The sequence below is a fragment of the Paenibacillus segetis genome, from assembly GCF_014639155.1.
GTDB classification, from domain to species: domain Bacteria; phylum Bacillota; class Bacilli; order Paenibacillales; family Paenibacillaceae; genus Fontibacillus; species Fontibacillus segetis.
In genome coordinates this window covers 804,156-824,816 of record NZ_BMFT01000001.1, presented here as the reverse complement: position 1 = coordinate 824,816, position 20,661 = coordinate 804,156, and the positions used below count along the sequence as shown (strand labels likewise).

Below are 20,661 nucleotides of genomic sequence, written 5' to 3'. Positions count from 1 at the left end.
TATAGCTATAGAGAAGCCGTTCAATCGTGATAGGACTCAGCGATTGCATTGGCTGCAACAATCGCATTATACACATCATCCGGGGTCACCGGAAATGGCATATTCCCCATGGTATCCCCTTCTGCACAAGCGTCTTTTGCCACCTGACGCCATTCTTTTTCATCGAAATCCTTCACACCTAGATCTTTTAATGTCAGTGGTAGCCCCACATCTTTTATTAACTTAATCACGGTATCCAGCTCTTCCTTGGGTGCATTCTCCAGAACAAGCTGTGCTAATAGGCCAAAGGTAACCTTCTCACCATGCTGTGCTTTATGCAATGACTTCACCGCTGTCATACCATTGTGAATTGCGTGAGCAGCCGCTAGTCCCCCGGACTCCGCGCCTACACCACTCAAGTATATGGTTGCTTCAATGGTGGCTTCTACTGCCCGTGTAGGGATATGCCGATCAACTGCTATTTTCGCTTTCACGGCATTTTCAAGCAATGTATCATAGCATAGCTTAGCCAGTCCCAAACCTGTGGTCGAAGGCTTCATTAGCACAAGATTATCGCCATGAGAGCGGAAACAAGCCCTCGCTTCAAAATACGTAGCTAGTGCATCTCCAATACCCGCAGCAAAGAAACGAGCTGGCGCTGCAGCCAAAATACCTGTATCTGCTAAAACAACGTCCGGATTACTTGGTAAGAACAAATACTCATCGAATGATCCATCCTTCTTATAGATTACAGCAAGTGCTGTACATGGTGCATCGGTAGAAGCAATCGTCGGAAAAATGACTACGGGCAATTTCTCGTAATAAGCCGTGGCTTTCGCAGTATCAAGCGTTTTTCCTCCACCTATTCCAATGATAATATTAGCTCCAGACTGCCGAGCTAACTCGCGATTCCGGTTAATCTCATCCTTGGTGCACTCATAATTAAACTTCTCAAACACAGCCTTATTACCGCCAGCTTCAATAGAATGCCCTGCCTCGGTTTTTGCTCGTTCCAGAATAAATTCATCACAGATAATATACGCATGATCACCAAAACTTTTCATGTAATCATTCAAGCTAGAAAGCAAATTCATACCGGATATAAATTTCTTAGGAGAAGTCACTGATTTAACGTTGCTAGACATGGAAAAAACTCCTTCTTTATCATTTTGAATCCAAAAGACATCACTTCATTGGGTTCACAGTTAAGATGGCCCTTTCTAAGAAAATTAAACATCCTTCTCCCCTTTTCAAACCTTTGAATCTAAAATTTAAGGAGTGTCTCCATACAAAAAAGCCGCAGAGACTATCTCTGCGACTTGATTTGACTATTTCCAATTATTCAGCTGTCTTTTCTCGATCAATCTGTTTAACGCATCTACATAAGCACGAGCACTGGCCTCTAATATATCCGTACTTACGCCTCTTCCCTGTACTGAAGCCGTATCCTGAGTAAGCACGACGTGTACCTCACCTAGAGCATCTTTACCATGGCTTACAGATTTAATGGAGTAATCAGATAAGGTAACTTCCTCTCCTGAAGCCTGATCAATGGCATTGTAAATGGCATCAACGGAACCGTTACCTTCCGCTTCCCTCTCCAGTACATCTCCATCCGCCGTTGTGATCCGAACCTTAGCCGAAGGCGTCATTTCGTTACCATAGGAGACATATATCGTCTCAAGAGCGAAGAATTCAGGAGCATCGATCAAACGCTCATCCACGATGGCGATTATGTCCTCATCGCTGACATCCTTTTTCTTATCGGCCAAGGCTTTAAATTTAGCAAAAGCCTGGTTCAGGCGTTCATCATCCAGAGAAAATCCTAAATCAATAAGCTTCTCCCTGAATGCATGACGTCCAGAATGCTTCCCGAGCACCAATTTACTTTCCTTGAGTCCAATCGTTTCTGGAGACATGATCTCGTAAGTCGTTTTCTCCTTCAACATCCCATCCTGATGGATACCTGATTCATGTGCAAAAGCATTGGCACCCACAATCGCCTTGTTTCCAGGAACGACCATCCCAGTCAGACGACTGACCAATCGACTCGTACGAGAAATTTCCGTCAGTGCAAGCGAAGTTTTGGCATTGAAGAAATCGCTTCTCGTTTCAAGCGCCAAAGCTACCTCTTCGATCGCTGTGTTTCCCGCGCGTTCACCAATCCCATTCACCGTACCTTCAATCTGATCTGCTCCACCGAGTATCGCGGCTAGCGAATTGGCTGTTGCCATCCCCAGATCATCATGACAGTGAGCACTTAATTGAATCTTCTCAATGCCTGGCACTTTTTCTTTCAGCGTCTTAAAGATATTCCCATATTCATACGGATATAAATACCCTACCGTATCGGGAATATTCACCACAGAAACTCCTTCAGCGATAGCCATCGCAGTCATCTCACATAAGAAGTCAATTTCTGTTCTTCCTGCATCCTCGCAAGAAAACTCAATCTTAGAGAAATATTTCCGAGCGTAACGGATAGCCGCTTGAGCCGTTTCCATTACTTGCTCCTTCTCCATCTTCAGTTTAAATTTGCGATGAATAGGGCTTGTAGCCAAGAAGAGATGAATACAAGGATCCTCAGCTCCTTTAAGAGCTTCACGTACTGCATCGATATCCTGTTCACGAGAACGGGACAAACCGATAATAGTGGATTGCTTAACCGCACGTGCAACAGCGTTAACTGCTGCTAAATCCCCTGGCGAAGCAGCAGGAAATCCCGCCTCAATGCGATCCACTCCAAGCTTTTCGAGCTGATAGGCAATCTCAAGCTTTTCCCTAGTGTTCAGATTGACTCCCGGTGACTGCTCCCCATCGCGTAATGTTGTATCAAAAATATAAATTTTACGCATTCCTATGCCTCCTGACTTTAGTAAGGCCTACAAAAAACGCAATGCGGCTCATGCTGATGGCACGGCCGCATTGATTTAGAGGAATAATAAATTATTATTTCTTGATCCAGTGCATTAGACCACGTAATTCACGGCCAACCACTTCGATCGGATGATTTGCCTCATTACGACGAGTCGCCGTGAGGAAAGCACGATTAGATTGGTTCTCTAGGATGAAGTCACGAGCAAATTTACCTTGTTGGATGTCGGTCAATACGGCCTTCATCGCTTTTTTCGTTTCGTCAGTAACAATGCGAGGTCCAGTTACATAATCGCCGTATTCAGCTGTATTGGAGATGGAATCACGCATTGTAGCTAGTCCACCTTCATATACCAAATCAACGATCAATTTAAGTTCGTGCAGACACTCGAAGTATGCCATTTCTGGAGCATAACCGGCTTCAGTTAATGTTTCAAAACCTGCTTTGATCAGTGCACTCACACCACCGCAAAGTACAGCTTGTTCACCGAATAAGTCGGTTTCTGTTTCTTCACGGAATGAAGTTTCAATAACCCCTGCACGAGTACAACCAATACCTTTTGCATAAGCAAGACCGATTTCTTTCGCTTTGCCAGTTGCATCTTGGTGGATTGCGATCAATCCAGGAACGCCAAAGCCTTCAACATAAGTACGACGAACCATGTGGCCAGGAGATTTAGGAGCTACAAGTAGAACATCATTGTCTACTGAAGGTACGATTTGGCCAAAATGTACGTTAAATCCATGTGCAAACAATAGAGCTGCACCTTTTTTGAGGTTTGGTGCGATTTCGCTATTGTATACAGATGCTTGTGTTTCATCAGGCATTAGAATTTGTACTACATCTGCGCGGCGAGTAGCATCCGCAACGGACAACACTTCAAAGCCATCCTCTTTTGCCTTATCAAAAGATTTACCCGCGCGGAGACCAATAACTACGTTCAAACCGCTCTCACGCAAGTTTTGTGCGTGCGCATGTCCTTGGCTACCATAACCGATAATTGCGATTGTCTTTCCTTTTAATACGCTAAGTTCTGCATCTTGTTCATAGTACAAAGTAACTGCCATTTTTTTAGCCTCCTAAATTTGTGGGTAGCGTTTAAGCATGCCCCTATTTATATTATATTTCCGCCTAATGAGCGGGCGTTTCAAAGGACCGTAATGAGAGATTATATCTATTCGATCCTCTCAAACGCCCGCCTTAGGTGCGGGTCGTACAAATACTTTTACATTTGGATTACTTACGCATTACCCCGGATCATCGCTGTAACTCCGGTCCGAGATAATTCCCGAATGCCATATGGATGTAACAGCTCAATCATTGCATTGATCTTATCGGTATCACCAACAACCTGGACAATCATGCTATTGGTTCCGATATCGACGACAGCCGCACGGAACGTTTCAACGACTCCCATAATTTCAGGACGTTCAGCTGGCTCAGACTTGACTTTAATTAACGCCAATTCACGGCCTACCATCGGTTTGGAGCTTAGATTTACAACCTTGATGACATCGATCAACTTATAAAGTTGCTTCTCGATTTGTTCCAAGGTCTTGTCATCACCTTGGGTCACGATGACCATCCGGGACAATCCCATTTCCTCCGACTGTCCAACGGTAATGCTCTCAATATTGAACCCACGTCTTCCAAAAAGACCCGACACACGTTGCAGAACTCCCGGTTGGTCGTTCACTAACACAGAAATCGCATGGCTCTTCATCATCATTCACTGTCCCCCATCAACATTTGATCAATGGTAGAACCTTGAGGTACCATCGGATATACGTTTTCGCCTTTGCAGACTACGAATTCCACTAGAACAGGTCCTGGCGTATCCATAGCTTCCTGCCAAACTTGTTTAGCCTCATCTTTGTTACTTGCACGTAACCCTTTAACACCATAGGCCTCTGCCAGTTTCACAAAATCTGGACTGCCTGCTAAATCGATATGGCTATAACGCTGCTCGTAGATCAACTCCTGCCATTGTCGAACCATTCCAAGCACCTGATTGTTAATGACTACAATTTTTACCGGAATGTTATTGATCGCACAAATCGCAAGCTCTTGAGCACACATTTGCATGCCTCCGTCACCATTGATCGAGATGACCAAACGTTCAGGATAAGCCATTTGCGCACCGATTGCTGCCGGGAATCCGAAGCCCATTGTACCTAGACCACCAGAGGTAATCATTGAACGCGGCTGATTGAATCTATAATATTGTGCCGCCCACATCTGATGTTGTCCAACATCCGTCGTTACGATTGCTTCACCGTTTGTTGTATCATTCAGCAATTCAATAACCCACTGTGGTTTTAATTCTGTTTCGGAATCAATATATTTCCACGGCTTGTTTTTCTTCATCTCGCTGATTTTGGATCTCCAAGCATCAGCCTTGTGACTACGACTCACGAGCGGGTTTAACAATTCTAGAACCGTTTTGACATCACCAACAATTGGAATGTCGGCCTTCACGTTCTTACCAATTTCGGCCGGGTCGATATCAATGTGGACGATCTTCGCTAGTGGTGCAAATCCATCCAGCTTACCTGTCACGCGATCATCGAAGCGTGCGCCGATATTGATCAAGAGATCCGCTTGCTGTATTGCCTGGTTCGCTGTGTATGTTCCATGCATTCCCGGCATACCCATCCACAATTCGTTACCACTTGGAAATCCACCAAGACCAAGTAAGGTTGTTGTTACTGGAATTTCTGTTTGAGTCACAAACTTAAGCAGTTCTTCATGTGCTCCAGAGTATACCACGCCTCCACCAGCGATGATCACTGGACGTTCTGACTCTTGAATCGCAGTTGCTAGCTTATCAAGCTGCAGTCGATTCGGAATAACTGTTGGATTATAACCACGAAGCTTTAATGATTGACCTGGTTGGAACAAAGTCTTGTTCGCCGATACGTCTTTTGGAATGTCAATGAGTACTGGTCCCTTACGTCCCGTATTAGCGATATGAAACGCTTCGTGGATAACACGAGGCAGTTCTTCTACATCTCGAACCAAGTAACTGTGTTTCGTGATCGGCATCGTAATCCCAGTAATATCGGCTTCTTGGAATGCATCTGTACCGATCAAGCTAGAAACCACATTCCCGGTAATGACTACCAAAGGCACCGAATCCATAAACGCCGTTGCAATTCCTGTAACTGTATTCGTCGCTCCCGGACCGGAAGTTGCAATACAAACTCCCACTTTACCACTAGCACGGGCATATCCATCCGCAGCATGGATAGCTCCTTGTTCATGCCTTGTTAGTAAGTGCTTGAAATCAGTAAATCCATACAAAGCGTCATAGATGTATAACACCGCGCCTCCTGGATAACCGAAGACACATTCAACACCCTCTAACAGCAAACTGCGAAGCAAGATTTCTGAACCCGAAATAATCTCCGGTTTCATCCATTTCTGACGTAACTCATCTGTAGACTGCACTTCTGGAATATGCGCACTCATCAGTCATCCTCCTTCCAAATGTTAGGCAGTTCCCAATCATACAACAAAAAAACCTTCCATCCCGCCGGAATAGTTTCCTATTCCGAGGGACGAAAGGTTATATCTTCCGTGGTACCACCCATTTTTACCCAGCATTTCGCAATGCCAAGCCTTGACGAGTATAAGCATGGCTAGCCTGTACTCGTGGTCTCTAACGCAGACCTGACGATTCTCCCTAATAGGCTTATGGTGTAAAGTTCCACAGGATACTTTACCTGACTAAAGCTTTTCAAGAAAACAGCTCCGAGGTGAGCTCGTATTTAAGGGAATTATGGTGGTGGTTTCAGCAATTCCAGCCACTCTCTGAGCAAAGAGCCCCTAAACCTTCGTCCTCATCATCGCCGATGCACTATGAACGTAAAATGTTAGAAACATTATATGATTAGTTTACACGCCCCGTCAATACCCTTTTCGTACATGATCTCGTATTTAACAAAAAAACGATCATTGGAACGCTTCTTCCCCTTACTGTCATATGATATTAAATAGCGCCCAATTTATGCACAGTAAGGAGGAATACGAGCGAAATGATCCGCTATAGAAGGCCCAAACAGGATGATCCTGATATTTACAACTTGATTAAAGAGGAGCTTGTCCCTTTCTCAAGTTTGCCCACAAACGAATTGAACAAGGTTATTGAGGAGCTGCCCAAAAGGCTATCGCGCGGTGTTACGCTAGTAGCTTCACCTCACTACGAAGCCGATCTAGTGGGATTCATTCACTTTATGATTCACGGTGAACTGTTATATATCGATATGATGGCAGTGGCACCAGAGTATCAACGGAAGCAGCAAGGCAAAACGCTTATGTCTCAGGCAGAAAATTTCGCTAGTTCCCGTGGATGCACGCGGTCAAAAGTAATGGTGGACCAGGGCAACTCCCGAGCCCACCTATTCTACGAGAAGTTAGGTTACCAAATGATCCGCTACATTCAGCTATCCCAATGTTACGAATTGGAGAAGAAGCTAACTATGAGAACGTAAACTCATCCTAGTTACCGAAAATAACCATACGGATATCCACCATAGCCAGGATAACCATATCCACCATACCCTCCTCCATATCCTCCATACCCACCACCGTAGCCATAGCCTCCATAACCACCAACGTAAGGCGCAGTTCCAATCGCTAGCAGATCAAACAAAACAAGTGGAATAATCGCTTTCGTACTTACCTTTTTTTTGGAATTAGGACTTAATATCAGACGATTACCACTGATTTTCATCAGTTTGCCCGTAACGATGCTACCATCCTTCTTGTAAGCGGTAATGGATTTACCAATCCATTTCTCGGCTTCCTTTTTCGTAACCGTTCTGCTCATGGAAACCCTCCTCCGAAATTTATTGTTCAAAGACCATACCCTGTCTTTAACTCAACATATTCGTTATAAGCGGATTCAGATTACGCCATCGCCTTATCACAAAAAAAAGGCGACTCAAATCCAGTATAATACTAGATTGAGTCGCCCTATTGTTTTATGAATTCAATTGCTTAAGCATTGATCTTTTCTTTAGCTACAGTAGCCAAAGAATTGAACGCAGGAAGATCATTCACTGCCAAGTCAGCAAGCATTTTACGGTTGATGTTGACTTCAGCCAATTTAAGGCCATGCATCATTTTGCTGTAAGACAAGCCATTCAAACGTGCTGCCGCATTGATACGTACGATCCACAATCTGCGGAAATCACGTTTCACTTGACGACGGTCACGGTATGCATAGATCAGGGATTTCATTACCTGCTCATTAGCAGTTTTAAAAATGCGGTGTTTCGAACCAAAATAGCCCTTAGCAAGCTTCAATACTTTTTTATGACGACGACGAACGACAAATCCGCCTTTTACTCTTGCCATATTAATAAACCTCCCAAAAAGTTATGTTAATTACTTCAAATTAGCTAATTGTTGTTTAAGACGGTTAACGTCACCTGAGTACATTACAGGGCTATTCGCTAGTACGCGTTTACCACGTTTGGACTTGTGCGAAAGCAAGTGGTTACGGTTAGCTTTGTAACGTCTTACTTTACCTGTACCAGTAATCTTAAAGCGGCCTTTCAGGCTGCTGTGGGTTTTCATTTTAGGCATTATACTTCCCCCTCAGAATTTGTGAGCTTACACTTCGCGAGTATTCCGCTAGAGCGGAACTGCCTGTAGAAGTGAGCGAATGCTTTAGTTTTTTGGTGCCAAGATCATAATCATGCTGCGACCTTCCAGTTTTGGAAGTCGTTCAACACTACAGATTTCTGCAACCTCTTCTTTAACGCGGTCTAAAATTTTCTTTCCTAGGTCGGCATGGGCGATTTCACGTCCGCGGAAACGAACCGAGCATTTAACCTTGTCGCCCTCATTCAAAAATTTGATCACGTTACGAAGCTTCGTCTGGTAGTCATGTTCCTCAATATTGGCACGGAACCATACTTCCTTGATGTCCACTATCTTCTGATTCTTACGGGCTTCTTTCTCTTTCTTCTGCGTCTCATAACGGAATTTGCCGTAGTCCATAATCCGACATACCGGCGGTTTAGCCGTCGGAGCGACGTTAACCAGATCCAGATTCAGGTCGATAGCCATTTGAAGTGCTTCGCGAATTGGTTTGATACCAATTTGCTCGCCTTCAGCACCTACTAAACGTACTTCTTTGGCCCGTATCTCATCATTGATCAAATGTTCCTTACTGATAAATATCCACCTCCAAATATTCGTTACCTTTACGACTATAAGTCAAAATTAAAAGGGATGCAGGTTAACGCCCGCATCCCCAAATTGATCAATTCTTCATGAATATACCATTCATAAATCATTGGATCAAAACCAGCCAACAAAAAAAGTTGAACAGGTGAGAAGCATTGGCTTCTGCTTGCAATCCATTATTAATTGTTGCAACACTCAAAGTAATATAGCATACAGGATGACGACAAGTCAAGCGTCATCCATCACTTTTTTTATTAATTATTAACCTTGTTTACTTTGTACCTCTTCAAGCCGAACAACACGAGTATGTTTCGTATGGCTCCATTGCTTGTTGTTTTGCGTAAAGAACGCGTAGAACGTAATCGGCCACCACGACAATAAATAAATCGGGAACAAAACGAGATAAGCGTATACTTTTTTGTAAGTTACTTTCTCCAGAGCCATTGCCGCTAGGAAAATGAACACGTTAGCTGCAATTGCTACGAAAGATACCCAGAACGGGAAGTAACCATACAGATTCGCTAAGTGCGGCTCGCCCATAAACGATTGATCCACCCATACTACGGCAGTCATCAGGAACGTCAACAACACAATGTACACGTTAGCACCATACAAAGCCATATCTAATTTCACCAAATTGCGTTCTTTGATACTCTTCCACAATAACGGGAAGAAATAACGCCGAGCTACTGTAAAGTGACCCTGCATCCAACGCAATCTTTGACGTGCTGAGGCCTTGAATGTGAGAGGCTTCTCATCAAACAGCTTTGCATCATAGTTAAATACCGGGTAAATTCCCCGCTCAACACAGCGCATTGTAAATTCCAAATCCTCAACCAAACTTGTGGCTCCCCATCCGATTTCCTTCAGAAGCTCGGTTTCAAAGCACATTCCTGTACCGCCAAGGAAGTTGGCCATCTTCAAGTTATGGCGAGACAACTGCCATAAACGGTTACAGTACCAGTACGAAATACCATAAGAGGCAGTAATCCATGAATCCTCAGGATTTTTCGTATCGATGTAACCTTGGATGACACGAGCCCCAGAACACAGATCATTGTTCATCTCACTCAAGAAATCTGGATGCGCCAAGTTATCAGCGTCAAACATAACAACCGCGTCATATTGGCGAGGCATTTTCCAAAGCTCTTTCAACATCCATTCAATCGCATAACCTTTACCGCGCAAATTTTGATTTGTACGCACACAAGCATTCATGCCATGGCTACGGACAATCGCCGCCGTACCGTCTGTGCAATTATCACAAATTACAAATACATCGTAAAGTTCCTTCGGATAGTTAAGGTGCTTCAGGTTCTCCATAAGAGCCCCTACCACCTGTTCTTCGTTGTGTGCCGCTACCAGCACAGCAAAAGATTTATTTGGCGCAAAAGTTTCTTTTCTCTTTTTCTTGTACATGCCAAATAAAGATAGTCCAAATTGATACAAACCTACTACTGCCAGAACGATTTGCAGTGATACCAAGATGGTGTCGATCATATTTTTTTGTACCCCCTATGAACTCCACGATTCTTTGTCTACATAGTGTGGAGTTTTCTTTTTTTGTAATGACCCTTTGTATTAACGTTCACCTGAAAATTTACATCTAGTTAACGCATTACGATTTTCCTTGACTTTTATCCATTTGTCAAAGCCCTTGTAGAGCCTCATATGGCGAAAAAAGCGCCTTAGTCAGTATATAACTCCACAAGGCAACATCGTTGCCTTCAATCAATGTAATTTAGTTCTTATTTTCATCCATTTTGGCATTTTTTATTTCCTGATGCCCCCTTTTTTTTTCGTTTACTAGCCATTTAAAATTAATCCCTGCATTTATAAACGAATAAAAAATTTAAAAGTTTACCAAATAACTCATTTTTCTTTAAACTTTTTTGATATCATTTGAATCATTGTAAAGGTTGAATAGTTCAGAGTCAAAAAAGCAACACTCATTTCAATAAAAAAATTGACCTCTATCCTTGAAAAGGTCATCGAATAAAAATATGATAGGTCTAACCCGAAAATGCCATGCTACGACAAACCCTAACTCAAAAGAGTGCAATTTGGGGCCGTACTCGCGGCCAATTGAAGCGAGGAGGGATCACATGAATCGTTTATTTGAAAGACTTATACAACTTGATCAGCAGCTCTTCATGGGAATCAACGGTCGTTTGCACCGGAGTTTTCTCAACTTTTGGCTGTATCATCTTACCCATTTAGGAGGGGCCAGATTCACGATCATATCCGTATTATTCATCTGGTGGGTAAGCCCTGAACCTTGGCATACGGTAGCTCTTCAAGCAGGTGTTGCATTAGCGATCAGCCATATTCCAGTCGCTCTTGCCAAAAAATTATATCCTCGTATCCGACCTTATTTGGCGATACCAGGAACGAACACTTTTAGGAATCCACTAACTGATCATTCTTTTCCTTCCGGGCATACTACAGCTATATTCTCGGTGACAATGCCATTTATAGCAGCTCAACCAGCACTTATACTTGTTCTTGGTCCTATTGCGCTGTTAGTTGGACTCTCCCGGATTTATTTGGGATTACACTATCCGTCCGATGTTCTTGCTGGGCTAATAATCGGTACCTCAGTTGCGCTCGGAACTGTTGCATTATGGGCGTAAAGAAGATATTGTTAAATTGTTAATGGGAATACCTTGCGGGAAAAGGTGAAACTATAGTGCATAAACAAAGAGTCTTACTTTTATCTGAGGGGTTTGGAGCTGGACACACTCAAGCTGCATATGCCTTATCGAGCAGTTTACGTAAGATAGCGCCTCATGTGCAGACGAAAGTGATGGAACTCGGCAGCTTCCTAAATCCGAGAATGGCACCGTTTATAATAACTGCCTACAAAAAAACGGTGTTTACTCAACCGCGACTTGTTCGTATGATGTATCGCAGCAACTACAAAAAATCGTTAAACCGATTAACGACGCTGGCTCTTCACCGGCTATTTTATACGCACACTACCCAAATCATTCAGCAACTCCATCCCGATGTCATTGTGTGTACTCATCCGATCCCTAGTGCCGTTATTTCGCGCATGAAGCGACTCGGACTAGATGTACCATTATGCACAGTTATAACTGACTATGATGCCCATGGAACTTGGGTCAGTGCTGAAGTCAACCGTTACCTGGTATCTACAGATCCAGTGAAGGAGAAGCTGCTGGAACGTGGTGTCGAAGAGGATAAGATTCAGATTACTGGAATTCCAATCCATCCAAACTTTTGGGAACGTCACGGAAAAGATGACATCCGGAAGCAATTTCATTTACACGACATGCCTACGATTCTAATCATGGGCGGCGGTTGGGGATTTATGAAGGATGAAGCGGTACATTCTCTACTTGCCATGCATAGAGACCAAATCCAGCTTATCTTCTGTTTCGGGAGTAATGTCAAATCGTTGGAGAAGATGAAACGAGATCCTCGCTTCATTCATCCGAATGTCCATCTTCTGGGCTTTACCAGAGAAATTGACAAACTGATGGAAGTATCCGATCTTCTGATTACGAAGCCCGGTGGCATGACTTGCTCGGAAGGATTGGCCAAGGCAATACCTATGTTATTCCATAAGCCACTACCAGGTCAGGAAGAAGAGAACTCGCAATATTTCGCTGCACAAGGTTGGGGAACACCGATTAGTTCATTGGATGATATCACCAATTGGATTAAGCGTTTGACTGATGATTATGAGGGAGTAACACAGGAACGTGAGAAGGTCCTCAGTGAAATTGCCAGCTATCATCCGATGCAGAGCGCGCAGGCAATTATTGATATCTTAGAAAGTAATAGCAAAGCTCTTATTTAATATTCGGTGCAAAAAAGCCGCCACCCACAAAGAATCAGGGGTTGGCGGCTTTTTGCTATATTAAAATGTATCCATTTTGTGGTCATGATAGTTACGCAAAGCCTCTGAACCGATGATGACCTCGCAACGATGTATCGGCATTCCCTGCCCCACGAATTTGCTCTCGTATTCTGTCATAACATGTTCTTCATTAATGCCATTCGCGTGGAGACTCAATGAAATATTACTCATCTGCAATCCTCTCGCTGCAAAAGCGTTAAGTGAAAATTGAAAGAGATCCCGTGAGTCTGTCTTGAAGTGTATTTCACCACGCTCATTCAACAACTCGACATATTTATCCAAAAAACGCGGATGTGTTAGTCGTCTGCGGCCATGCTTAGCTTTTGGCCACGGATCACTGAAATTCAAATAAATCCGCTCCACTTCACCAGGTGCAAAAATCTCTTCAATGGATTCAATATTTCCAAGTGCAAGTCGAACACTCTCCGGTTTGCCCGTACCCTCTTCCTGATCATTCCATATGGTACGAACCTTCTCACTCGCACGACGAATCAATTCATCGTACATATCCATGCCGATAAAGTTGACCTCCGGATATTTAACGCTCATTCCACTAATAAACTGTCCCTTCCCCATCCCTAGCTCGATGTAAATAGGACGATCATTACCGAACAATTCTGACCAACGGCCTTTATATTCTTTAGGCTCTAATATAACGAGATCCTGCTGTTGCTCAAGGTTCTCGCGTATGCCTTTCCTACCGCGTAAACGCATGTCATTCCTCCGCTTTCTTATAATCCATTCTTGCATAATTGTGCCTAAGATCTACTCAATTGTAAAGAGTAAAAACAGTGAAAAAGGAATCTTGCGACCGCCGGGGAGACGGTTTGCTTGATTCCTTTTTCAATATATTTTGGAATTGGGGTCCAACGTTTTTAATACATTCAAAGTAACATAATCTCTATTTCATCGCAAGAAAGTCAGCACCCCAGATTCCCCTTTTTCTGAAAATTTTGATACAATGGAACTGTGGAAGCCGTGAATTAATACGGTTTTATGGCAAAGATACAATGAAACATATTTTTTGTGACAGAATAAAGGAGTTATGATGAAAACACTACCAAGTACCCCTCCCCAATTGTGGGGAGACAAAAGATTTCATACATGGAATACGGAAATGCGCGAGGAGTTTGGTGGCAAAGTATTTAAGGTTATGCTGGATGCCGGATTCACTTGTCCAAATCGGGACGGTTCCATTGCCAAAGGCGGTTGTACCTTCTGTAGTGCACGCGGATCGGGCGATTTTGCAGGAAGTCGACGTGATGATCTTGTTACACAATTCAACAAAATCCGCGATAAACAGCACATCAAGTGGCCTCATGCGCAGTATATTGGTTATTTCCAAGCATACACCAACACTTATGCTCCTGTAGATGAGCTCCGCGAATACTTCGAGGCTATTCTACAGCAACCAGGAGTTGTTGGATTGTCTATCGCTACTAGACCGGATTGTCTACCGGATGATGTAGTTGATTATTTAGCTGAGCTTAATGAACGGACTTACTTATGGGTAGAAATGGGATTACAGACTATTCACGAGTCCACTTCTGAGCTCATTAACCGTGCTCATGATAGTCAATGTTATTTGGATGCGGTGGCGAAGCTTCGTAGCCGAAACATCCGTGTGTGTACCCACATCATTTATGGATTACCACAGGAAACGCATGAGATGATGCTGGATACGGGACGTGCAGTCGCCGCCATGGATGTGCAAGGTATTAAGATTCACCTGCTTCATCTCATGCGCAAAACTCCAATGGTTAAGCAATATGAAGCTGGTCTGCTGAGATTTCTAGAGAAAGACGAATATGTGAAGCTTATCGTCGACACACTAGAATTTTTGCCACCTGAAATGATCGTTCACCGTCTAACAGGAGACGCACCGCGTGACCTGCTGGTTGGTCCAATGTGGAGTCTGAAGAAATGGGAAGTTCTCAATGCGATTGACGATGAACTGAAGCAGCGTGACTCTTGGCAAGGTAAGTATTGGAGAGGTCGCTAATATGGGCTTCCTCTCTGTTCTAAGTTTTGCACACAAACTTACAAGTGAAAGACTTCAACCTGGCGATTACGCTGTGGATGCAACGGCAGGTACGGGCTCAGACACGTTGTTTCTAGCGCAGGCTTGTGGAAGACGTGGACATGTCTTTGCCTTTGATGTTCAGTCAGAGGCATTAGACATTACCCAGGCACGGCTAGACAAGGCTAAACCTGCAAATACCAAGCTTGCACAGGTAACCTTGTTACACCGTAGTCATGCCGAAATAAAGTATGCTCTTCCATCAGAAGTGCACGGTCAACTAGGTTCTATTATGTTTAATTTGGGTTATCTCCCTACCGAAGGGGCTGACCATTCGGTTATTACTCTGACGGAGAGCACCTTGGAAGCTCTTGAAACTGGGGTTTCTTTGCTTCGTCCCAGAGGTCTAATAACTGTAGTTCTCTACCCAGGACATCCTGGAGGGGATCAGGAGGCTAAGGCCGTTGAATCATGGGCTGCAAACCTCCCCTCTTCCACCGGACAAGCCATTGTATATCGTCAACCGCAAAGACCAACTGCTCCTTATCTCATCGCTATTGAGAAAAAATAAGGATTAAGAAAGGGAACATTTATGTCGATCAGAAAAATAGAACACATCGGTATTCGTGTATCCGCACTTGAGGACTCAATCGAATTTTATGAACGAGTAATCGGTCTAAAATTGCTCAATATAATTGGTGAAGTAGACAGCGATCTTCGTCTTGCTTTTTTAGCATTTCCGGGGCAAGATAATGTCGAGATCGAATTGATTTCTATCCGCGGAGGTGATGACCTTCCTAATGAAGGCCGGGTTCACCATATTGCATTTACAGTAAGTCAGATTGAACAAGAATATTCTCGGATCGCAGGGTTAGAACTTTCAGGACTGGATCGTGAAATTCGTACACTAGCTAACGAAAGTCGTTTTTTCTTCTTCAACGGTCCTGATGGTGAAAAGATTGAATTTTTTGAGCCGGTGCATTTATCAGATTAATGAAACTCTTAAAAGGATGGTGTGATCGTTGAGAGAGGAAAATTTCACTTTTCAGAATGATGCGGGGCAACAAGTTTTTGTATATCATTGGACTTCTGAAGATGAATCGATCCCCGTTAGGGGTGTTGTGCAGATTGCACATGGCATGACGGAGACGGCCAAACGGTACGAACGTTTTGCCAGTGAGTTGACGCAACAAGGCTTCCAAGTGTATGCCAACGACCATAGAGGTCATGGTAAAACAGCCCAAAATTCTGAAGAGCTTGGTTATCCGGGCAAGGATGGATTTAACGGTATGGTGCGAGATATTGTCAAACTTGGCGATATCATTAAAGAGCAACACCCGAATCTACCTCTATTTTTACTCGGTCACAGCATGGGATCCTTTCTAACCCAAAAAACAATGTACGCAGGCCAGCAAAACTACATCGGATTTATCCTGACTGGAACCAATGGTCCTCAGGGTTTACTGCATATGGGACAAAATCTTGCACGTTTTCAAGGTATGTTGCAAGGTGAACGTCATCCTAGCTTGATGTTGAATGCGCTCACTTTCGGAAGCTTCAACAAGAATTTCCTTCCTGTTCGCACGAAGTTCGATTGGCTCTCCAGAGATCCAGCCGAAGTGGATAAGTACATAGATGATCCATTCTGCGGATTCCTGTGCAGTGCTAGTTTCTTTCAAGATTTCTTTACATTACTTTTAGAAATACATCGTCCAAACAATATGGCCAAAATCTCCAAACAAAAATCCGTATATATATTCGGGGGGGATAAAGACCCCGTCGGGAAGAATGGGACCGGAGTTCAGCGACTTGTAGATATATATAAGCGGCTTCAAATACAAGATCTTGAACTGAAAATGTACCCGGGCGGAAGACACGAAATGCTTAATGAAACGAATCGGGACGAAGTGACTGCAGATGTTGTCGATTGGTTAGTTCGTCACACGAAGTAACTTCACCAATTAAATGTTCAGCCTGTTTAACATAAAATCCACTTGACCAAAGTCAAGTGGATTTTATTCTGCTACTATTCGACAATAATTTTACTAGATAAGTCTATCCCCCATTTTGTGTTGGTACTAAGGGCATGGAATAAAAGACCGGAACCTCATCTTCTGATTGCTGATACAAGATCACAAGTAATGAACCCTGACCATTAGACTCCGTAATAACCTTATCCTCTAATACGTCATTCAGCAGGAATGGAAGCTCTTCAACTACCGCGAATTTCAGTAATTCACGTTCATCGAGATGACGAGCTGCAAAATCATCAGATACCTTAGAAGGCTCATCTGCGAGTTTCTTGAAGTAACTCACACGCATGTCTTTAGGTGTCCGATCCTCCCACCATATTTTCCGCGGCTTATATTTATGACCCAGGAAATAATCCAACTTCATCAGACCAAGAACGATCCCTGGCTCTTTGAGACCACGCCGAGTTAGAAATTGTTGTAGACGGGTGAACAAATCTTCAAGTTGGTGACCAATACGTTGCCATCCCTGCTCTTCCCAGTAATCACCAAACTCCTGGAAGAAATCGAACGGCGATTCAAATTCATATTTCATCAAATAGTTAAGCGTATGATCCATTCGATGTGCATTCCAATATTTCTCTAGTACATCTTCTAGCCGCTTCAAAGAGATGATATCTGAGAAAGGCATGACGTCATTTCCAAGGATTTCATAAGGTGCATGATCCATGTAAACATAGTTATATTTAGCAGCTTCATTTCGCAGTCCGGTTCCTCTCAACATCTTCAGAAATCCAAGCTGAAGTTCCTCTGGACGCATGGCGAACACATCATTGAAAGTTTTGCGGAAGCTAGCGTAATCCTCTTCAGGTAATCCGGCAATAAGGTCAAGATGCTGATCAATATTCCCGCTGTTCTTGATCTTCATGACCGTTCGGGAAAGTTTGGTAAAGTTCTGGCGACGTTTAACGAGTTCATTCGTGGCGTCATTGGTCGACTGTACCCCAATCTCGAAGCGGAAAATACCAGGCGGGGCATTCTCAGCTAAATAATCAAGAACCTCTGGACGCATAATGTCAGCTGTAATTTCAAATTGGAATACACAACCCTTATGATTCTCAATAAGGAATTGAAACATTTCCATCGCATAACTACGGTTAATGTTGAATGTACGGTCCAAAAATTTAATTATTTTTGCGCCATTATCAATCAAGTAAAGCAGGTCCGACTTGACCCGTTCAATATCGTAATAACGTACGCCTACTTCTATACTAGAGAGACAAAATTGGCAGCTAAACGGACAACCACGGCTTGTCTCAAAGTACACGATTCGTTTACCTAAATCTGGAAGGTCATCAGGAAAGCGATGAGGTGTCGGTAAGGTATTCAGATCACTTTTCGGTCGCCCCGGGTTAACAACAACTTCATCTCCCTTACGATAAGCGGCACCAAATACATAATGGTACTTCTGGTCGCCCTCTATCTCCTGTAAGAGATGATGAAAGGTCTCTTCTCCATCTCCCATCACGATAAAGTCAACATTCTTCGCCCGTTCCATCCAATACTGCGTATCATATGAAACTTCAGGTCCACCCAACACGATTTTGCAATCCGGTAGCACCTTCTTTAAGAGATCAGCCAAACGAATAGTCTCTTCAATATTCCAAATGTAACACGAGAATCCAATGACATCCGGTTTGCGCTGAAATAGATCAGATACAACATTCATTACAGGATCCTTGATTGTATACTCAGCTAACTCGATGTCAAATTGGTGCTCGCTGTATGCCTTCAGTAACCGTATCGCTAATGATGTGTGTATATATTTAGCATTTAATGTAGACAAGATGACTTTCATAATTCACAACCCTATTCCATATTTTGAAAAAACTCAAGAAATGGCCGGCCATACTTACGGTATTTGACCTCACCGACCCCTTTAATTCTTAACATATCCGACTCCGTGGTTGGACAGATCATACTCATCTCACGAAGTGTTGCATCATTGAAAATAATATAAGAAGGAACACGATCCCGCTCGGCTAATTCACGACGGATCAGGCGAAGCTGCTCAAATATCGTCTCATTAACCGCTGAAGGTCCGTCATCATAAGCATTACCTCTTCGACGACTCCCACTACTACTAGCAGTTTTGGACAACACAGGTTCTGGAGCACGCATCATGACCTGATGCTGTCCTTTTAATACGTCAACCGATAACGGTTGTAGGCGGACTACCGGATACTGACCTTCAGTCAAAGCTAGATAGCCTTCCGCAATTAAAAGATTAATGAGTTCTGATATTTCTTTCTCCGTGCGTCGTCGCATCATTCCATAAGTAGGTAGAGTATCAAATCCGTATTGAAGAACCTTCTTGTTCTGCGAACCTTTTAATACCGAAGCAACCAATGAAACTCCGAAACGTTCACGCATCCGATGGATACAGGAGAAAATAATCTGCGCATCGACGGTCATATCAACCAATTCACGTTCGTCTCGGCAAGAACTACAAATACCGCAAGGCTTACGATCATGAACTTCTCCAAAATAGTCTAACATCCCCCATCTTAGACAATTGGTTGAATAACAATACTCGATCATTTGTTGAAGCTTGCGATATTCATTCCGCTTCCGCTCCCCATCTTGGGGATTTTGCTCAATCAGAAATTTTTGTGTCATGATATCCTGAGGACTAAAGAGCAGAATACAATCGCTGGGCTCACCATCACGCCCCGCTCGTCCCGCTTCCTGTACATAAGCTTCCATATTCTTAGGCATATTGTAGTGAATGACGTAGCGAACGTTCGACTTGTCGATTCCCATACCAAACGCGTTCGTCGCTACCATGACGCGAATATCATCGTAAAGAAACGCTTCTTGGCTCTCCTCACGTTCGCGATCTGGTAAGCCTGCATGGTACCGACCAGCTGGTATACCCGATTGACGCAAACGCTCGTATAGATCATCAACCTCTTTGCGTGTTGCCGCATATACGATTCCTGGCTGATGGGCATGAGTCTCCGCGTAATTCAAAACGAATTCACGTTTATTCTCGCCACGTAGCACCGACATGGAGAGGTTATCTCGACCTAATCCGGTAATAAATAAAGACGGTTCCTCCAAACGAAGTAACCGGATCATATCATCCATGACTTCCGGTGTTGCCGTTGCGGTAAATGCTGCTACGATCGGACGCTCGGGTAGCCCGTTCACAAATGGCGATACAGCGAGATAACTCGTCCGAAAATCGTGACCCCACTGAGATACACAGTGCGCTTCATCTACTGCGACGCAAGAAATTTCTAAACTGCTCATCTCGTCACGGAACCAGTCCAGCTCCAGCCGTTCAGGTGCAACATAGAGCAGCTTAAGCTCACCACGCTTTGCAGCCCGGATGCGGTCGTTCACTTCTTTACCAGAAAGTGTACTGTTAATATAAGCTGCTGGCACTCCCATCGTTGTAAGTGCATCCACTTGATCCTTCATCAATGAAATAAGCGGTGACACAACCAGCGTCAGCCCCGGCAAGATCAAAGCCGGGATTTGGTAACAAATTGACTTGCCCCCACCCGTTGGCATAATGCCAAGAGTATCTGAGCCTGAGAGCACACTCTCCACAATTTTACGCTGTCCTTCACGGAAATCGGGGTAACCGTAGTATTTTTGCAAATAAGCCTGGGCTTGTTCCATATGAAGTTCTACCAAATTCATTTTAATAAGCTCCTTACGTTTC

General features: G+C 43.6%; 20 protein-coding genes. 7 read left to right on the top strand and 13 right to left on the bottom strand.

Annotated elements, in window-relative coordinates; genetic code table 11:
- Positions 1 to 20 precede the first annotated feature (20 nt).
- The 5 genes from IEW05_RS03540 to ilvB all read right to left on the bottom strand — a co-directional run bounded on the left by IEW05_RS03540 (position 21) and on the right by ilvB (position 6,325).
- Positions 21 to 1,124: a glycerol dehydrogenase gene (locus IEW05_RS03540; protein WP_188535887.1), complete on the bottom strand. Its 1,104-nt coding sequence runs from the start codon at positions 1,122 to 1,124 to the stop codon at positions 21 to 23.
- Positions 1,125 to 1,307: 183 nt separating this feature from the next.
- The gene (locus IEW05_RS03535; RefSeq protein WP_188535885.1) at positions 1,308 to 2,834 is read right to left on the bottom strand and encodes a 2-isopropylmalate synthase; all 1,527 of its coding nucleotides are present in this window, start codon (positions 2,832 to 2,834) and stop codon (positions 1,308 to 1,310) included.
- A gap of 94 nt (positions 2,835 to 2,928) precedes the next feature.
- The gene (ilvC, locus tag IEW05_RS03530) at positions 2,929 to 3,921 is read right to left on the bottom strand and encodes a ketol-acid reductoisomerase (protein ID WP_188535883.1); all 993 of its coding nucleotides are present in this window, start codon (positions 3,919 to 3,921) and stop codon (positions 2,929 to 2,931) included.
- A 173-nt stretch (positions 3,922 to 4,094) separates the two neighbouring features.
- Complete coding sequence (gene ilvN / locus IEW05_RS03525; RefSeq protein WP_188535881.1) at positions 4,095 to 4,583, bottom strand: acetolactate synthase small subunit; 489 nt, start codon at positions 4,581 to 4,583, stop codon at positions 4,095 to 4,097.
- Positions 4,580 to 6,325: a biosynthetic-type acetolactate synthase large subunit gene (gene ilvB, locus IEW05_RS03520; protein ID WP_188535878.1), complete on the bottom strand. Its 1,746-nt coding sequence runs from the start codon at positions 6,323 to 6,325 to the stop codon at positions 4,580 to 4,582. The genes ilvN and ilvB overlap by 4 nt, the downstream gene beginning before the upstream one ends.
- A 566-nt stretch (positions 6,326 to 6,891) precedes the next feature.
- Between ilvB and IEW05_RS03515 the strand changes: the two genes are divergently transcribed.
- Positions 6,892 to 7,347 (top strand): GNAT family N-acetyltransferase, encoded by a 456-nt coding sequence (locus tag IEW05_RS03515; RefSeq protein ID WP_188535875.1) that lies wholly within the window; start codon positions 6,892 to 6,894, stop codon positions 7,345 to 7,347.
- An 11-nt stretch (positions 7,348 to 7,358) separates the two neighbouring features.
- Here the strand turns inward: IEW05_RS03515 and IEW05_RS03510 are convergent, their stop codons facing one another.
- From IEW05_RS03510 to IEW05_RS03490, 5 genes are all read right to left on the bottom strand, one after another.
- On the bottom strand, positions 7,359 to 7,685 hold the full coding sequence (locus IEW05_RS03510; RefSeq protein ID WP_188535873.1) for a hypothetical protein: 327 nt from the start codon (positions 7,683 to 7,685) through the stop codon (positions 7,359 to 7,361).
- A gap of 170 nt (positions 7,686 to 7,855) precedes the next feature.
- Entirely contained in the window at positions 7,856 to 8,215 is a 360-nt protein-coding gene (gene rplT, locus IEW05_RS03505) for a 50S ribosomal protein L20 (RefSeq protein WP_188535871.1), read from the bottom strand.
- A gap of 30 nt (positions 8,216 to 8,245) precedes the next feature.
- Positions 8,246 to 8,446 (bottom strand): 50S ribosomal protein L35, encoded by a 201-nt coding sequence (rpmI, locus tag IEW05_RS03500; RefSeq protein WP_188535869.1) that lies wholly within the window; start codon positions 8,444 to 8,446, stop codon positions 8,246 to 8,248.
- A gap of 84 nt (positions 8,447 to 8,530) precedes the next feature.
- A complete protein-coding gene (gene infC / locus IEW05_RS03495; protein WP_188535867.1) occupies positions 8,531 to 9,025 on the bottom strand; it encodes a translation initiation factor IF-3 in 495 nt (164 codons plus the stop codon).
- 288 nt (positions 9,026 to 9,313) lie between these two features.
- Positions 9,314 to 10,552, bottom strand: a complete 1,239-nt coding sequence (locus IEW05_RS03490; protein ID WP_188535865.1) for a glycosyltransferase family 2 protein — start codon at positions 10,550 to 10,552, stop codon at positions 9,314 to 9,316.
- A gap of 605 nt (positions 10,553 to 11,157) precedes the next feature.
- On the opposite strand from IEW05_RS03490, the gene IEW05_RS03485 reads away from it, so the two are divergent.
- Together IEW05_RS03485 and IEW05_RS03480 are read left to right on the top strand one after the other, a co-directional pair.
- The gene (locus IEW05_RS03485) at positions 11,158 to 11,685 is read left to right on the top strand and encodes a phosphatase PAP2 family protein (RefSeq protein ID WP_188535863.1); all 528 of its coding nucleotides are present in this window, start codon (positions 11,158 to 11,160) and stop codon (positions 11,683 to 11,685) included.
- 56 nt (positions 11,686 to 11,741) lie between these two features.
- Entirely contained in the window at positions 11,742 to 12,878 is a 1,137-nt protein-coding gene (locus IEW05_RS03480; RefSeq protein ID WP_188535861.1) for an MGDG synthase family glycosyltransferase, read from the top strand.
- A 60-nt stretch (positions 12,879 to 12,938) separates the two neighbouring features.
- Here the strand turns inward: IEW05_RS03480 and trmB are convergent, their stop codons facing one another.
- A complete protein-coding gene (gene trmB, locus IEW05_RS03475; protein ID WP_188535859.1) occupies positions 12,939 to 13,652 on the bottom strand; it encodes a tRNA (guanosine(46)-N7)-methyltransferase TrmB in 714 nt (237 codons plus the stop codon).
- A 334-nt stretch (positions 13,653 to 13,986) separates the two neighbouring features.
- On the opposite strand from trmB, the gene mnmL reads away from it, so the two are divergent.
- From mnmL to IEW05_RS03455, 4 genes are read left to right on the top strand one after another with little or no spacing between them, the layout of a single operon-like run.
- The gene (gene mnmL / locus IEW05_RS03470; RefSeq protein ID WP_373285818.1) at positions 13,987 to 14,940 is read left to right on the top strand and encodes a tRNA modification radical SAM protein MnmL/YtqA; all 954 of its coding nucleotides are present in this window, start codon (positions 13,987 to 13,989) and stop codon (positions 14,938 to 14,940) included.
- Between the two features lies 1 nt (position 14,941).
- Entirely contained in the window at positions 14,942 to 15,529 is a 588-nt protein-coding gene (gene mnmM, locus IEW05_RS03465) for a tRNA 5-(aminomethyl)-2-thiouridylate-methyltransferase MnmM (protein ID WP_188535855.1), read from the top strand.
- Between the two features lie 21 nt (positions 15,530 to 15,550).
- Positions 15,551 to 15,952 carry a VOC family protein gene (locus IEW05_RS03460; protein ID WP_188535853.1) on the top strand — a complete coding sequence of 134 codons (402 nt, stop codon included), beginning with the start codon at positions 15,551 to 15,553 and terminating at the stop codon, positions 15,950 to 15,952.
- A gap of 28 nt (positions 15,953 to 15,980) precedes the next feature.
- A complete protein-coding gene (locus tag IEW05_RS03455; RefSeq protein WP_188535851.1) occupies positions 15,981 to 16,910 on the top strand; it encodes an alpha/beta hydrolase in 930 nt (309 codons plus the stop codon).
- 103 nt (positions 16,911 to 17,013) lie between these two features.
- Here the strand turns inward: IEW05_RS03455 and IEW05_RS03450 are convergent, their stop codons facing one another.
- Positions 17,014 to 18,786 (bottom strand): B12-binding domain-containing radical SAM protein, encoded by a 1,773-nt coding sequence (locus tag IEW05_RS03450; protein WP_188535848.1) that lies wholly within the window; start codon positions 18,784 to 18,786, stop codon positions 17,014 to 17,016.
- 11 nt (positions 18,787 to 18,797) lie between these two features.
- Positions 18,798 to 20,639 (bottom strand): DNA helicase RecQ, encoded by a 1,842-nt coding sequence (recQ, locus tag IEW05_RS03445; protein WP_188535847.1) that lies wholly within the window; start codon positions 20,637 to 20,639, stop codon positions 18,798 to 18,800.
- Positions 20,640 to 20,661 lie beyond the last annotated feature (22 nt).

What these genes read in the sequence shown, in the direction of transcription:
- ilvB (WP_188535878.1), bottom strand. Translation starts at nt 6,325, where the DNA reads ATGAGTGCGCATATTCCAGAAGTGCAGTCTACAGATGAGTTACGTCAG.
- IEW05_RS03515 (WP_188535875.1), top strand. Translation starts at nt 6,892, where the DNA reads ATGATCCGCTATAGAAGGCCCAAACAGGATGATCCTGATATTTACAAC.
- ilvN (WP_188535881.1), bottom strand. Translation starts at nt 4,583, where the DNA reads ATGATGATGAAGAGCCATGCGATTTCTGTGTTAGTGAACGACCAACCG.
- IEW05_RS03535 (WP_188535885.1), bottom strand. Translation starts at nt 2,834, where the DNA reads ATGCGTAAAATTTATATTTTTGATACAACATTACGCGATGGGGAGCAG.
- ilvC (WP_188535883.1), bottom strand. Translation starts at nt 3,921, where the DNA reads ATGGCAGTTACTTTGTACTATGAACAAGATGCAGAACTTAGCGTATTA.
- trmB (WP_188535859.1), bottom strand. Translation starts at nt 13,652, where the DNA reads ATGCGTTTACGCGGTAGGAAAGGCATACGCGAGAACCTTGAGCAACAG.
- IEW05_RS03460 (WP_188535853.1), top strand. Translation starts at nt 15,551, where the DNA reads ATGTCGATCAGAAAAATAGAACACATCGGTATTCGTGTATCCGCACTT.
- IEW05_RS03485 (WP_188535863.1), top strand. Translation starts at nt 11,158, where the DNA reads ATGAATCGTTTATTTGAAAGACTTATACAACTTGATCAGCAGCTCTTC.
- IEW05_RS03450 (WP_188535848.1), bottom strand. Translation starts at nt 18,786, where the DNA reads ATGAAAGTCATCTTGTCTACATTAAATGCTAAATATATACACACATCA.
- mnmM (WP_188535855.1), top strand. Translation starts at nt 14,942, where the DNA reads ATGGGCTTCCTCTCTGTTCTAAGTTTTGCACACAAACTTACAAGTGAA.
- rplT (WP_188535871.1), bottom strand. Translation starts at nt 8,215, where the DNA reads ATGGCAAGAGTAAAAGGCGGATTTGTCGTTCGTCGTCGTCATAAAAAA.
- IEW05_RS03490 (WP_188535865.1), bottom strand. Translation starts at nt 10,552, where the DNA reads ATGATCGACACCATCTTGGTATCACTGCAAATCGTTCTGGCAGTAGTA.
- mnmL (WP_373285818.1), top strand. Translation starts at nt 13,987, where the DNA reads ATGAAAACACTACCAAGTACCCCTCCCCAATTGTGGGGAGACAAAAGA.
- recQ (WP_188535847.1), bottom strand. Translation starts at nt 20,639, where the DNA reads ATGAATTTGGTAGAACTTCATATGGAACAAGCCCAGGCTTATTTGCAA.
- IEW05_RS03540 (WP_188535887.1), bottom strand. Translation starts at nt 1,124, where the DNA reads ATGTCTAGCAACGTTAAATCAGTGACTTCTCCTAAGAAATTTATATCC.
- rpmI (WP_188535869.1), bottom strand. Translation starts at nt 8,446, where the DNA reads ATGCCTAAAATGAAAACCCACAGCAGCCTGAAAGGCCGCTTTAAGATT.
- IEW05_RS03510 (WP_188535873.1), bottom strand. Translation starts at nt 7,685, where the DNA reads ATGAGCAGAACGGTTACGAAAAAGGAAGCCGAGAAATGGATTGGTAAA.